11 protein-coding genes and 1 pseudogene are annotated in these 13,415 nt (G+C 39.5%); 3 read left to right on the top strand and 9 right to left on the bottom strand.

The features are described 5' to 3' along the window. Positions 1-109: 109 nt before the first annotated feature. Positions 110-676 carry a TetR/AcrR family transcriptional regulator gene (locus PYW30_RS04075; protein WP_042218659.1) on the top strand — a complete coding sequence of 189 codons (567 nt, stop codon included), beginning with the start codon at positions 110-112 and terminating at the stop codon, positions 674-676. Here the strand turns inward: PYW30_RS04075 and whiA are convergent. The 7 genes from whiA to PYW30_RS04040 form a co-directional block, all read right to left on the bottom strand. Continuing rightward, positions 673-1,593 (bottom strand): DNA-binding protein WhiA, encoded by a 921-nt coding sequence (gene whiA / locus PYW30_RS04070; RefSeq protein ID WP_004258014.1) that lies wholly within the window; start codon positions 1,591-1,593, stop codon positions 673-675. The genes PYW30_RS04075 and whiA overlap by 4 nt on opposite strands. Further along, positions 1,593-2,576, bottom strand: a complete 984-nt coding sequence (locus tag PYW30_RS04065) for a gluconeogenesis factor YvcK family protein (RefSeq protein WP_042218657.1) — start codon at positions 2,574-2,576, stop codon at positions 1,593-1,595. Before PYW30_RS04065 ends, whiA begins: the two co-directional genes overlap by 1 nt. Beyond that, positions 2,573-3,463, bottom strand: coding sequence for an RNase adapter RapZ (rapZ, locus tag PYW30_RS04060; RefSeq protein ID WP_042218654.1), 891 nt, complete (start codon positions 3,461-3,463; stop codon positions 2,573-2,575). The genes PYW30_RS04065 and rapZ overlap by 4 nt, the downstream gene beginning before the upstream one ends. A 47-nt stretch (positions 3,464-3,510) precedes the next feature. Then, complete coding sequence (gene cls / locus PYW30_RS04055) at positions 3,511-4,956, bottom strand: cardiolipin synthase (protein WP_042218652.1); 1,446 nt, start codon at positions 4,954-4,956, stop codon at positions 3,511-3,513. A 309-nt stretch (positions 4,957-5,265) separates the two neighbouring features. Further along, a complete protein-coding gene (gene lsa(D), locus PYW30_RS04050) occupies positions 5,266-6,759 on the bottom strand; it encodes an ABC-F type ribosomal protection protein Lsa(D) (RefSeq protein WP_042218650.1) in 1,494 nt (497 codons plus the stop codon). Positions 6,760-6,814: 55 nt separating this feature from the next. Then, complete coding sequence (locus PYW30_RS04045; RefSeq protein WP_014024601.1) at positions 6,815-6,976, bottom strand: hypothetical protein; 162 nt, start codon at positions 6,974-6,976, stop codon at positions 6,815-6,817. Between the two features lie 285 nt (positions 6,977-7,261). Further along, positions 7,262-8,590, bottom strand: a complete 1,329-nt coding sequence (locus PYW30_RS04040) for an amino acid permease (protein WP_004258036.1) — start codon at positions 8,588-8,590, stop codon at positions 7,262-7,264. 476 nt (positions 8,591-9,066) lie between these two features. On the opposite strand from PYW30_RS04040, the gene PYW30_RS04035 reads away from it, so the two are divergent. Together PYW30_RS04035 and PYW30_RS04030 are read left to right on the top strand one after the other, a co-directional pair. Further along, positions 9,067-9,876 carry a Cof-type HAD-IIB family hydrolase gene (locus tag PYW30_RS04035; RefSeq protein WP_042218648.1) on the top strand — a complete coding sequence of 270 codons (810 nt, stop codon included), beginning with the start codon at positions 9,067-9,069 and terminating at the stop codon, positions 9,874-9,876. Next, positions 9,873-10,796 carry a LacI family DNA-binding transcriptional regulator gene (locus PYW30_RS04030; protein ID WP_042218647.1) on the top strand — a complete coding sequence of 308 codons (924 nt, stop codon included), beginning with the start codon at positions 9,873-9,875 and terminating at the stop codon, positions 10,794-10,796. The genes PYW30_RS04035 and PYW30_RS04030 overlap by 4 nt, the downstream gene beginning before the upstream one ends. A 46-nt stretch (positions 10,797-10,842) precedes the next feature. Here PYW30_RS04030 and PYW30_RS04025 read toward each other — a convergent pair whose 3' ends face one another. Beyond that, positions 10,843-11,616, bottom strand: coding sequence for a DUF1295 domain-containing protein (locus PYW30_RS04025; RefSeq protein ID WP_014024598.1), 774 nt, complete (start codon positions 11,614-11,616; stop codon positions 10,843-10,845). Further along, a pseudogene (locus tag PYW30_RS04015) lies at positions 11,613-13,406 on the bottom strand (DAK2 domain-containing protein). Before PYW30_RS04015 ends, PYW30_RS04025 begins: the two are co-directional and overlap by 4 nt. Between the last annotated feature and the right edge of the window lie 9 nt (positions 13,407-13,415).

Genomic DNA, 13,415 nt, shown 5'->3' with positions numbered 1-13,415 from the left:
TAATGTGTACTATTTTCCCTTTTATAGTTCATATTGTACTATTTTAGTTGAAAGAGTACAAACGAAAAGATATAATACATATAAAGTATTCTTTTGTGGAGGCAAGAAAATGAATCAAACAGAAAAAAAGAAAAAAGCCATTCTTGAAGTGACTTCTAACCTACTACGAGAACGCTTAATTTCCGATATTTCTATGGATGAAATTGCTCAACTGGCACAGGTCTCTAAGGTCACAATTTTTAAATATTACAAGAATAAAAATAACTTGATGAATGTCGTTATTCGAAATGCACTTCATTTTATGGTTGAGGAAATTCAACAATTGGTCAACACGGAGAAAAATTTTCGTGAGACTTTCCGCGAGGTTTCGCGCTTTAAAATAAAGCAGATTCATATGATGACTGATACTTTTTTGCAAAACATGATGAATCAATACGCCACGGACCCTAACTTTTTTGATACAGATACGCGACATATTCAACAACTTGTTTATCAAAAACTCTTTCAAAAAGGGCGTGCAGAAGGAGAAATTTCACCTGAATATACGGATGAGGACCTGATTCTATTTATCGATATTATGAGTGAAGGTATGAAAACACTCCCTTTAGAAAGAGCACTGAAGCGTCCTGAGATTCTTACTGAGATGTTCTTAAATGCTTTAAAAAAAGCGGATTAATTTCCGCTTTTTTTTATTTCTTCAGCCAAGGCTGTCAATTTTCGTAACCGGTGGTTCACACCTGATTTACCCAGAGGTGGATCCAAAAGTTGCCCTAATTCTTTGATGGTCGCTTCAGGATGAGCAATCCGGGCATGCGCAACTTCTGTGAGTGCAGGCGGTAAATTTTCCAGCTCTTTCTTCTCTGCTAAATATTTGACGGCCGATATTACATCTTGTGCTGCCGACACTGATTTATTTATATTGGCAGACTCAAAGTTGGATTGACGGTTTGCCAAGCCACGCATTTCACGCATTATTTTTGCATCTTCAAATTTTAAGCGTGCCTTCATCGCACCAATCAAAGTCAAAAAGTCCATGATTTCCTCAGCTTTAGATAAATAGAGAATGTAGCGATTCTTCCGCGCAATGACACGTGCATCAAAACCGAAATTATTAAAAATATCTTTTAAATCCTCAGCATGTTCCTGGTACACACTAGAAATGGACAACTGATAATCGCCTTTTTCTGGGTTATGCATTGAACCACTTGATAAAAAAGCGCCCCGCATATAATCTTCTTGTGCTTGTTGATCATACTTGACTGACTCAGGAATACCAGAATCCAAAAACATCAGCGAGTCCGACAGTTGTAACTCATTGAGCAATTCATTAACCTTATCCTCAATAAAAACAGTGTACACTCTATTTTTTGAAAGTGTTGTTTTCTGATGCACCCGAATTTCGGCACGTATTTGATAAATTTCAAGGAGCATCTGATAAATATACTTTGCAGTAGCTGCATTTTCGGTGGATAAGGACAAGGTCAAACCACCAGAAATACCCAAAGCTCCATTCATCCGAATCAAAGCGAGCAAAGTTCCTCGACTTGCTTTTTGACTCGTGAGCTCTTTTTTTATTTCACTCGTAAAACTCATTATTTTTTTCTCTCACAACGTGCACTGATACCCATGATTTCTGAAGCAATGGCATCCCCATTATGGAAAGCTCCTCCATTAACCAACTGTAAGAAATCATTTGAAATAATGTTAACTTCTTCTTCTTTGAGTGCCTTAAAGTCATGAGCAACTTGGACCAAATACTCATCGAATTTGTTTGAATTCATATACTCTTCCGGCACTTCAGCGCTATTGACAAGTACGGTATCAATCACACGTGTCCCCAAATGTTCATGGATAACACGCACATGATCTGCATCACTAAAGTGCTCTGTTTCCCCACGTTGTGTCATGATATTGCAGACATAAATGATACGCGCCTTTGTTTGAAGTAAGGCTTCACCAATTTCTGGGATGACGATGTTTGGCAAGATGGAAGTAAAGAGGGAGCCAGGTCCTAAAACAATCGTATCTGCTTCCATTATAGATTGCACCACCTTTTTAGAGGCATGTGGGCTCTGGCCTGTGTTCGTCTCCGTCAAATAAACATGATGAATCAAGCCATCATAATCAGCAATTTTACTTTCACCTTCAACTTCGTGTCCATCATTAAAGACAGCATGCAAGGTCAACGCTGCATCACTTGAAGGATAGACATTTCCCCGTACATGGAAAAATCGGGCCAAGGTTTGTACTGCCTGATACGTTGATCCTTGCATTTCCCCAATCGCAGCGATAATCAAGTTGCCCAAGGGATGACCAGCAAGTTCCCCGTCACTTGCATCAAAACGATATTGCAGAATATCTGCGTAAAATTTGGGCATGTCACTCATGGCGATCAGAACATTACGCAAGTCTCCCGGCGGAGCAATATTAATTGCTGAACGCAAACGCCCCGACGAGCCCCCATCATCTGCTACTGTTACAATTGCGGAAAGTTCAATATTTTCTTGACGCAAAGATTTCAAAATGACGGGAATTCCGGTCCCGCCCCCTATAACTACTACTTTTGATTTGCTCATGATCGATTAACCGTTTCTTTCCGTCTATCCTTATCTCTGTGGCTAGTATTTAAATGCCAGTCTTCTTTAAGAAGTGCTTTGGATACACGTTCAGCAAATGCGACAGAACGGTGTTGGCCTCCTGTACAGCCAAAAGCAATTGTCAATACAGATTTTCCTTCTTTTTGGTAAGCAGGAATAATTGGCAAGAGCATATGCATTAAATTTTTATAAAAATCTTCAGAAGCTTCCTGATTCATGACATAGTTGAAGACTTCTTTATCTTGCCCTGTTTTATCCCGAAGTTCTGGAATATAGTGTGGATTTGGTAGGAAACGCACATCAAAGACTAAGTCTGCATCCATAGGCAAACCGTACTTAAAGCCAAAGGAAATAACTTCGATACGAAATGGCGCTTCTTTTGTTTCTGAAAAACGCTCAAGGATACGGGCCCGCAAATTACGTGGTGTGAGTTCACTTGTATCGATTACAACTTCAGCCAAGGCCTTCAGATCTGAAAGGATTTCGCGCTCTTGCGTAATCCCATCCAATACACGTCCATCAATAGCCAATGGATGTGAACGGCGCGTTTCTTTATATCGTGCAACCAGCTCAACATCACTTGCATCAAGGAATACAAGCTTAAAATTCACTTCTGGTAGATTTGAAAGTTCTGCAACGATACCACGTAAACGGTCAAAGAAGATACGTGATCGCATGTCCACAACCATTGCAACTTTGTTTATTTTACTGTCGGGTGTATTGAGAAGCTCAACAAATTTTTCAATCAAGTTAGGCGGCATATTGTCGACGGCAAAGTAGCCCATGTCTTCAAAAGATTGAATGGCTACAGTTTTACCTGCACCTGACATCCCAGTAATAATGACAATATTCAGTTTGTTATCCATCTTTTTCTCCTCTTTCTTATTAAAGTATAAATAGGATCATTTTATGTTTAAAGCATTGGACTAATGAGTCTTGCAAGCCCCTCTTTGAAACGAATGCTTGTGCTTCGTTCTTCATATATCTCCATGGTCAATCGTTTGCTGACTTCAAGATCTTTCTTAAAGTCTTCCCGTAATTTTTGCGAAATATCATAATCGTAAAGGACCATGTTTCCCTCAAAGCAAAGTTGGAGACTTCGATTGTCGAAGTTTGCTGACCCTACAGATGCATACTCCCCATCGATAATGAGCGTTTTAGAATGTACAAAGCCCTTCTCATAAGTATAAACCTTTGCGCCCATCTTAAGCAAGTCAGCTGCATAATAATAGGTGGCCCAATAAACCAGTGGATGATCCGGTTTGTTAGGAATCATGAGACGGACTTCCACCCCAGATAAAAGGGCTAGTTTTAAAGATTCGTGCAAGGCATCATCGGGCACGTAATAGGGTGTTTGAATAATGATTTCACGTTCTGCACTGTTGATCATCTTCATATAGGTCATTTTGATTTGTGCTTTGACTTCGTCTGGGCCAGAGGTCACAAACTGCGTGATGATACGACCTTCTTCTAAAGCTGCTGGGAAGTACTCTTCTGCTTCTGATATTTCAAACTTGTGCTGACTGTTCCAATCCATAATAAAGCGGTTCTGCAACGAGTACACAACATCACCTGTTAAACGGAGATGGGTATCTCGCCAGTAGCCAAATTTTGCCGTTTCTGTTGCGTATTCATCACCCACATTGAAACCACCTGTATAACCGATTTGACCATCAATAACGACAATCTTCCGGTGTAGGCGATAATTTGTTCGGGGATTGATAAGGGATAAAATCAACGGAAAGAAATAAGATACTTCTCCACCAGCTTTCGTCAATTCATCAAACTCATGCATTTTTGTTTTATTGCTTCCCCAAGCATCAATAAGCACTTTCACTTCAACACCACGTTTTACCGCTGCAGTAAGAGCATTCGTAAGCTCCTTTCCCAGATGATCCATCCGAAAGATGTAATATTCTAAATGGATGTGATGTTGAGCATTGTGAATGTCGTCAAGCAGCGCATCAAACTTTGCGCGACCATCTGTAAAAATTTTCACCCCTGTATTAGCTGAAATAACGGCTTTTTCTTCGACGAAAAGCATATGAATCAACTGTGTGATACCATGGTTTTTCGTTATTCTTTTAATAAATCCCTCTTCGTTATACACTCTCCAAGTACGTTTCAATTGCTCTTCAAATCCCACACGAAAGGCACGCTGCACTTTAAAAATCCGATAGTGTGCAATGCCCCTACCAACCAAGATATATAAAATAAAGCCAAAGACAGGTAAAAGATTGACCACAAAGAGCCAAGCCCATGTTGTTGAGGTACTTTTTCGCTCCCGAAAAATGATGGTCAATGATAAAAAGAAGTTTAGGACAAAAATAGATAGTTCAACAATGGCAAGAATCCCCAAAATAAAACTCCTTTTTCTAAAATTATTCTTATCTAATTATAGCAAATTAAGGACTGTTTCGCTTTTATTTTAGGTAATAATGCTTTTTGTCGAACTTTTATTCAAACAAAAGTAAAAACGCCCGCTTCACCAACGGACGTTCTTACTTTTGTAAACATTTTATAGGAAAGTTTGCCCTTGGATAGAGAGCAATGTCTTTAAAATAACGCGCACGTAAAACGCTTTCATTCTTTCGACCTCTTTAGTATACAGGAATAAAAGAAACATGTCAAGAAATCTCTAAATTTTTTAACTAAAAAAAGCAGTGTGCTAAACGCTGCTTTTTACGAGTTCGATTTGGACATCTGCGACTTGATCAACAAAATACTGATCGTGTTCAATGACGAGCATGCTAGGTTTACTGTCCTTGATCATTTGAATAATTTGCTCTTGATTAAAAACATCAAGATAGTTGAGTGGTTCATCCCAAAGATAAAGGTGCGCCGGCTGACTTAAGGCGCGTGCGAGTTCGACTTTACGTTGTTGTCCTTGACTCATATTTTCAATTTTTTGCTCAAAAACTTTGCGCTCTACGCCTAATTTGCGCAAATTGTTGAGAAAAAGTTCCAAGTCTAAGTTTTCTTCTTTAGCAAATTCACTCAGGAACCCTCTGTTGTCTGCAAGCTGTCTTACTTCAGAAATGACCAAGTTATGGGCCAACTCAAATGATCCAGCATAACGTCCAGTAAACTCTCCTGTGAGGACTTTCATTAGAGAAGATTTTCCTCTACCATTTTCTCCTGTGAGGGCAATTACTTGACCTTGCTCCAGTGTAAAAGACACAGGTTGAAAAAGGAGTTCTTCAAATCCAGCCGCTAAATTTTCCACTGTCAGTAAACGTTTTTGATGACTCTCTAAGACACTCATTTCTAATCCAGGTACTTCTTCCCAATTTTTTAGAAGTAATTCTTTGTCAGCGATGTCTTCTTTCATGCGCTTTTCGAGATTTTTAGACTTCTGCATCATATTTGCTGCTTTTCGGCCAATAAAACCTTTATCAACACGTTTGGTTTCTGAATCAAAACCGCGTTTCTTACGGGATTTTGTTGCTTCTAAATTGCGTGACCAGGCTTCTTTTTCACGCGCTGTTTGCTTCAATCTACCAATTTCTTTCTTGAGTTTATCGTCTTGTGCTTTTTCCGTGAGGTCGCGCAAACGTTTTTCCTCCTCGTAGATAGCAAAATTCCCTGCATACACTTGTAAGTCTGCACGCTCTATCGCCAGTGTATGATCCGTTGTTTTGTTAAGAAAATTACGGTCATGGGAGATTAAAATATACCCTTTCTTGTCTGCCAAGTAGGATGCAACTTTCTCACGTGAAGCTTTATCAAGATGATTGGTTGGCTCATCAATGAGCGGATAATTATGCTCATCCAAGAATAAAAGGGCTAATAACGTCTTTGTCTGCTCTCCACCAGAAAGACTACTGAAAGGACGCCATAAAGTATCTAAATCCACGTCCATTAATGTCAATTCACGTTCGAGTTCCCACTGCTCAAAGTCAGCTAATTCCTGCAAGACAAATAAGGTCAGCTGGTCTTTATCATTAATCGTCTGAGGAAAATACACGAAACTCTTATTTGTCTTTATGTCAATGTGTGCTTCCACATCTCCGAGAAGGATTTTTAAAAGCGTCGTTTTCCCCCTCCCGTTACGGCCAACCAAACCCAGCTTCCATTGATCATCAATATTGATATTTACATGATCAAAAATAAGCTGATCGGTATAGCCAAATGTTAAATGATTTATTTTAATGTTCGACATTTTTCTCCTTTTCTAAAAGCTTATGTGCTTTGGTTACCCCACACTGTTCTCATTTCTAGTTAAAACCTATCGTATAATGCTGCGAACTTGTGTGTGCTTTTGTTGCATGTTTAAGGCCTTTGGCCTGTATTTTCTTACCTGTTTGAACAGGCATTTTTTTCTGTGCTGCTTTGATTTTCTCTAATCGCGCTTGCATCTCTTTTTGTTTTTTATTCAAAATAAAAACTCCTTTTCTCTACTTTCGCATTCACAAAAATAGAGAAAAGGAGTTCAAAACAAGCCCAAAAAGGCCTTTATTTTTGAAAGTCTATTTCTATAAATCATGAATGCGAAAAAACATATGCGGACTTTCTTGCAGCACCGCTTTTAACGTTTTTTCAATTTTCATGACTTATAATTTCAATAGACCTTACCTCGCTTATATTATTAAGATAAGTTTACCAAAACAAAAAAACACTGTCAAGAAAAAGACTTGACAGCTTATCGTTTTAATTATTTATTTTTATTTTTTACGATAGCTTAAAAGGCTGAGAAGGCAGACGACTAAGGCAAATACAGAAATTCCCCATGGATTTGAAATCACAACGTTGTAGCCCACAATAAGCAGTACAATTAAAGTTAGGATGGAAACTATCTTGATAAACCAACCGCCAAGTCCTGTTTTAAAATAGAAAATAATCGCAGCAATCAAGAGCATCATCCATACAATAAGAATCGTGTAAGAGATAGATCCTGCAAGATAGACAAAAAGATTATCGCCAAAAATAAAGGAGAGAATGGCGCCAATAAAGAGCATGCCTGAGCAAAAGATAATTGCTCCGACAGGAATTTGTTTCTTAGAAAGTCTACCTAGCGTTTGTCCGAGGGGTCCTTTGGCGTCTTTGGCCCGTGAATAAACCGACCGTGATGTGGCATAAATCGCCGAGTTAATAACTGAAAAGAGAGCTAAAATAATAACAAAGTTAACAATCAAAGCTGCCCCTGGAATCCCAAGCTTTTCAAAAATCAAGACAAATGGGCTTTCTTTTGTTGTACTCAAGAACTTCCATGAGTAGAGCTCCACAAAGATAAACATTGGGATAACATAGAAAGAGAAAATACGGATAATAACTCCTCGAATTGCTCTGGGTATAGCTTCCTTAGGATTCTCTACTTCTGCAACCGTCAAGGCGATGAGTTCTGATCCTCCATAAGAATAAAGAACGATAAGCATGGAATTAAATACCCCCTGCATACCATTAGGCATAAATCCACCATAAGTATTCATTCTTCCAAGACCATCGCTGAGGCCGAGATGGAAAACTTGAGTGGCGACTAAATAAAGTCCCACAACAATCAGAATAAGAATGACAATAATTTTTGTCCAAGCAAGCCAATATTCTGTTTCCGCAAAGACACGTACTGAATAAAGATTTAGCCCCAAGGTAATAATAGCTACTATAAGTACAAAAATCCAAGATGGAATTTGGGGAAGCCAGACTCCTAAAAATTGAGCAATGGCTGCTGATTCTGCTACCATAACAGCCATCCATAATGACCAATACACCCAGTCTGTAAAGTGGGCAAATCTTTTCCCAACATAAGGGGAGATGAGCCCCGCTAAACCAACAGTGTTCTCTTTTTGATGGAGGATTATTTGGCCGACGCCATGCATCACGACATATAAAATTACGCCTGCTAAAAGATAAGCAATCATTACCGCTGGCCCAGCGGCTTGGATGGCGTTACTGGAACCCGCAAATAAGCCCGCTCCAATGGCGCCACCAAGTGATAGCATAATCACATGTCTCGTCTTCATTGAAGACTTCAGTTTTTGATTAGAATTTTCCAAGTAAAATCCCTCATTTCTATTTGTTTTTGCTTCTTTAGTTTTTTATAAAAAAGGTAAAGCCCTGCTTGGATCACGATAGATTAACTTTAATGGTTTAACAAAAACTAAAGAGCGGTTAAATTCAAAAAGAAAAAGCCGGGCAATTTACCCGGCTTTTTATCACGGGCACAGATACTTTTTGAGAATACTCAAAAGTTGTATCCATGCCAAGCATAAACACAACTTATCTGCGCCAAAAGAAATAGACTGTCAATGGAAGTGTTTTGCTCATGTGATTTTCTCCTTTATGAATTTAAAACTTATTATACGTAAAAATATTTTAAATTGCAAGAATTTATACAGAATTATGTGAAAATTTATGAAATTCCAGTTTTGCCCCTCCATTTATCTTCCAAATCTGAAAAGCATTTCGCTTGACATGGAACGCGTTTCATAAATTACAATGAAAGCATCAAAAACATAAAGGAGATTTAACGATGATTAAACACATTTTTACAGACATGGATGGAACACTTCTCGACACACGTGGCAGCCTTTCTGATACAAACCGCTGGTCTGTCTGTCTGAGTGATATCCCCGTTACTCTTGTTTCCGCACGAAGCCCGATTGAGATGGGCCCTACATTGAATAAACTTCAGCTGAAAACACCACAGATCGCTTTCAACGGAAACCTGACTTTTACCCAAAATGACTTTGGGATTCAAGTGATTGAAAAGCACACCTTACCGGCTGACATTGTTTCTACCCTTTTGGACTACTTCTCTGCTAACTTTCCAAATGTAAGTCTTAGCTGGTACAGCTTGGCACACTGGTACATTAAGAAGCAGGACAAGGGCGTCTTCTTCCAAAAAACCCTTACCGGAGCTGAACCGCGTATTAAAGCATTTGATGAGCAATCTGAAATTTACAAAATTATGCTGATGACGTTCAATCCTGAGGAAATGCTCCAAATCGAACAAGCTTTGAAAGAGCTAGATATCTCTAATATCCATGTGACACGTTCTACAGCCCATACTTTGGAGATTACATCTGCTGAGAAAACCAAAGCCGATGCTGCGCAAGCTATTTTGGAAGAAAAGGAAATTGACTTTGAGGAAATTGCCGCAATTGGTGACGGACATAACGATATTCCGCTCTTGAAGGTTGCAGGTCTTCCTATCGCAGTGGACAATGCTAGCGAAGAAGTGAAAGCTCATGTTAAAATAGTGGTAGCTAAAAATACAGATCACGGTGTAACTGAGGCGCTCTCAGCTATTCGTGAAATCAATGAACAGGTAACCTTATGACATCTCTTTCTGATATTGCCAAACTCACTGGCTACTCCAAAGCTACCGTTTCTCGTGTGCTTTCTGGTAATGGCTATGCTTCTCAACAAACTCGTGAGGACATCTTGAAAACTGCTGCTGAATTAGACTATGCGACAAATGCGATTGCTCAAGAGCTGGCCTATGGGGCTACACACAATATCGGTGTTGTACTTCCTTATATCAAGTCCCCTTTTTTCAGCAAAATTTTAGAAGGAATCCTTGAGAAAAGCTTTGAAACAGGATATAAAATCATTATTCTCCCCTCAAACTATAATCAGGATTTAGAAATTGAATATCTAGAAAAGTTACGTAAAAAGGCCTTTGAAGCCATCATTTTCACTTCGCGTCAAGTACCTGAAGAGACGATTCTTAAATATCAGAAATATGGTCCTATCGTGCTCTGCTACAAACCTGAACACTCAGGGATTCCGGCAACCTATGCCAATCGAATCCCTGCTTATCGTGAAGCCTTTGAATGGCTGAAAGAGCAACAATGTTCAAATATTGGCTTTCTCTTATCCAGAGGTAAAAGTCCCACAATCTCAACTACTCTCCAGGCTTACAAGGATGTTTATCACCTTGAAGCACGTGCTGAGCAGATTAAATCAGGCCTTATCTCTGCTGAGGATGCTTATCGCTTAGCTCCACAATTGACACAATTTGATGGGATTTTTGCTAATTCCGATGAAATTGCTGCCAATGTATGGCGCTGGTTTGAAGAGCAAGGACTTCCTAAACCAATCATTGTAGGACAAGAACGTTTGCTCGCTGGACAATTGCTCAAATTACCAACCATTGACAACCATTGCCGTCAAGTCGGGCGGATGGCTTTTGAACAGGCTGTTTCGAAAGCCAATAAACAGACCTCTGTTCACTCTGAGTTTATCCTTGAACGTTAACTACGGCGTGAAGTAAAAAATCCCAAGATTAAGCTCTTGGGATTTTTTACAGTCCTTTCTTTCCGATGAAAGGGAAAAATTTTGGTGTAACTTGTGCATAAGCTTGAAAATCTTTGCGCGCTTTGTACTTCCTTTCAAGCAGCGGTACTCCAGAAACAAATAAGAGTAATCCAGTGATTAAAAGAGGACTCACAATCAGCCAAAGATCAGAAATGTCTGTAAAAGCGATTAAGAAGATGCCCCACCAGCATGCAGCCTCGCCAAAATAATTCGGATGTCGTGTCACTGACCACAAACCGCTGGTCAATAATTTTCCTTTGTTTTCTTTATTCTTCTTAAACTGTTCCAATTGCCAATCGCCTAGAACTTCAAAAACAAAACCTATCAGCCAAACCAACACTCCAAGAATTTGCCACCAGAAAATTTGACTTTCTGGGCGGTGATTGCTTTGCATGATCGGCAGCGCAATAATAAAAAGTAAAAGGTACTGAACCATAAAGACGGAGAAAAAGGCCTTTAATTTTGGCGCATGACTTCCCCATTTGCGGCGCATGTTTGTATAGCGGTAGTCTTCAGGCTTGTTCCAATTGCGGCGAGCTAAGTGGACCAACAGCCTCACACCCCAAAGTGCAACCAAAACCAAAACGGCTCTATTTTGCATGGTGATTTGAGTATTAAAGAAATAGCTTAAACACGCCGTCAAAACAAACCCTCCGCCCCATGCTATATCGATTAACCCGTAGTTTTTCTTCTGATCCGCTACTTTAAACCAGCAGATAAAATAAACAAGCAAGGCCCCTAAAACTATTCCATAAATCATAACTGCTCCTTTGTAATGCCAGCGACAGCGATACTTCCGGCTCCCGCAGAGATAGCAATGGCAGATGAACTCTCAATCACCTTATAATCATTGCCTGTTTTTTCTTTTAACGTTTTCTTCCACTCTTCCATATTCCCTTAGGCCAAGACATGAGTCAGAGCAATATCTTCAATCTGTCCATTTTTTGCTAAGACTTGGATTTTTTTGAGTATTTTTTTCATACTTTTCTTCTGACTTAAGGAAGCACCGATGAGCTTCCCATTGCCTGTTTTATCCAGACTAATTATCGGATGAAGTGAAAGTTTTTGAGCTAATGCTCCCAAAGATTGAGGAATTCTTCCTGACCGTATCATCGGGGACAAGTCAGCCACCGCCACGTAGATGAATATTCTTTCACGTAACTGCTTGATTTCTTGCACAAGCTGCTGGATAGAAACACCCCTCTCCGCAAGTTGGGCGGCCCGTTGTACAAGTAAACCTTGAGCAACAGAGTTTAACCGTGAATCAATGAGATGAATCCAGTTTTTCAAATACTTTTTCTCTTTGATGCGTTGCTCGATCAGCTGATAGGTGCCACTAAGTTGTGACGCTACCGTGATAACAAGTACATGTTCATACTTTCCTTCCAAAAAAGAGAAAAGTGCATCAATTGTTTGGATACTTGGCTGTGAAGTACTCATTTTAAGGTTCTCACCTGCTTTTTCTTTGATAAGTTGTGCATTGATGGTCAACTTGTCTAGAAAATTTTGATCTCCCACCGTGACATTTACTGGTAAGATGTGCACTTGATGTGCAAGCACAAATTCTTGCGGTAAATCAGCAATAGAGTCTGTAACAATTGCTATTGGAGCTAGCTTTTTCTGAGAAATTTCGTACTGTAGACGCATATCGTCTACTTTTTGATAGATAATTTGTCCGTATTTTTCTAGCTTTACCAAGACCTTTTGCGGTTCATTAGTATGTATGTGGAGTTTCAACTGTTTAGCGTTTCCTGCAGTCACCATTGAATCTCCGCTTTCTTGCAGTACTTCTCGTAATTGAACTTCCGAAATCTGTGGGGCTTTGAGGATAAATTCTGAGCAGTATCTGTAACGTGGTGCTTCGGCTATGACATGCGCCACGGAAATTTCTTTAACCAGCTCTAGCCTGTCATCGGCCTCTTCATCCCCTTCTTTTAAAGGTTTACCGCAATAAAAATCTGTAAAACCAAGAATAAAATAATAAAAACCTTTCGCCCCTGCATCTACCAGCTTATTTTTCCGCAACACGGGCATTTGAAATTGCGTCGCATCCAGTGCTTCTTGTGCTTCTATTTTTGCTTCTAGCAATGCCTCTTCAAAGGAGTGATTCAATCTATAAATCTTTACCAGTGTAACAGACCAGGCACGCATTACCGTTAAAATAGTGCCTTCCTTAGGCTCTATTAACGAATTATATGCTTTATTTACGGCTTCTTCCAAAGCCTCCACAAAACTTTCAAAATTTGTTTCTGTTTTCTGATAGTTCTCAGCCACAGCACTTAAATATTGGGCAAAGATGATGCCTGAATTTCCTCGAGCACCAAGAAGTGCTGCCCCTGATATTTCATCTAAAAGAATAGCCATTGGATAAGTTTTCACCGGCACATTATCAATAATAGCTTGCATCAGTGAAGCGAGATTACTTCCTGTATCTCCATCCGCCACAGGGAAAACATTTATTTTATTCAGCTCTTCTTTCTGATGGATTACTTTTTCTGCCCCAGCTCTAAAACTCTGTAACAAACGATAATTTTCATTTTTTTCTCCCACTTCTCTCTC

This window comes from Lactococcus garvieae subsp. garvieae (genome assembly GCF_029024465.1).
Lineage (GTDB): Bacteria > Bacillota > Bacilli > Lactobacillales > Streptococcaceae > Lactococcus > Lactococcus garvieae.
This window is presented reverse-complemented; position numbering and strand designations above follow the sequence as displayed.

What these genes read in the sequence shown, in the direction of transcription:
- PYW30_RS04075 (WP_042218659.1), top strand. Translation starts at nt 110, where the DNA reads ATGAATCAAACAGAAAAAAAGAAAAAAGCCATTCTTGAAGTGACTTCT.
- whiA (WP_004258014.1), bottom strand. Translation starts at nt 1,593, where the DNA reads ATGAGTTTTACGAGTGAAATAAAAAAAGAGCTCACGAGTCAAAAAGCA.
- PYW30_RS04065 (WP_042218657.1), bottom strand. Translation starts at nt 2,576, where the DNA reads ATGAGCAAATCAAAAGTAGTAGTTATAGGGGGCGGGACCGGAATTCCC.
- rapZ (WP_042218654.1), bottom strand. Translation starts at nt 3,463, where the DNA reads ATGGATAACAAACTGAATATTGTCATTATTACTGGGATGTCAGGTGCA.
- PYW30_RS04035 (WP_042218648.1), top strand. Translation starts at nt 9,067, where the DNA reads ATGATTAAACACATTTTTACAGACATGGATGGAACACTTCTCGACACA.
- PYW30_RS04030 (WP_042218647.1), top strand. Translation starts at nt 9,873, where the DNA reads ATGACATCTCTTTCTGATATTGCCAAACTCACTGGCTACTCCAAAGCT.
- PYW30_RS04025 (WP_014024598.1), bottom strand. Translation starts at nt 11,616, where the DNA reads ATGATTTATGGAATAGTTTTAGGGGCCTTGCTTGTTTATTTTATCTGC.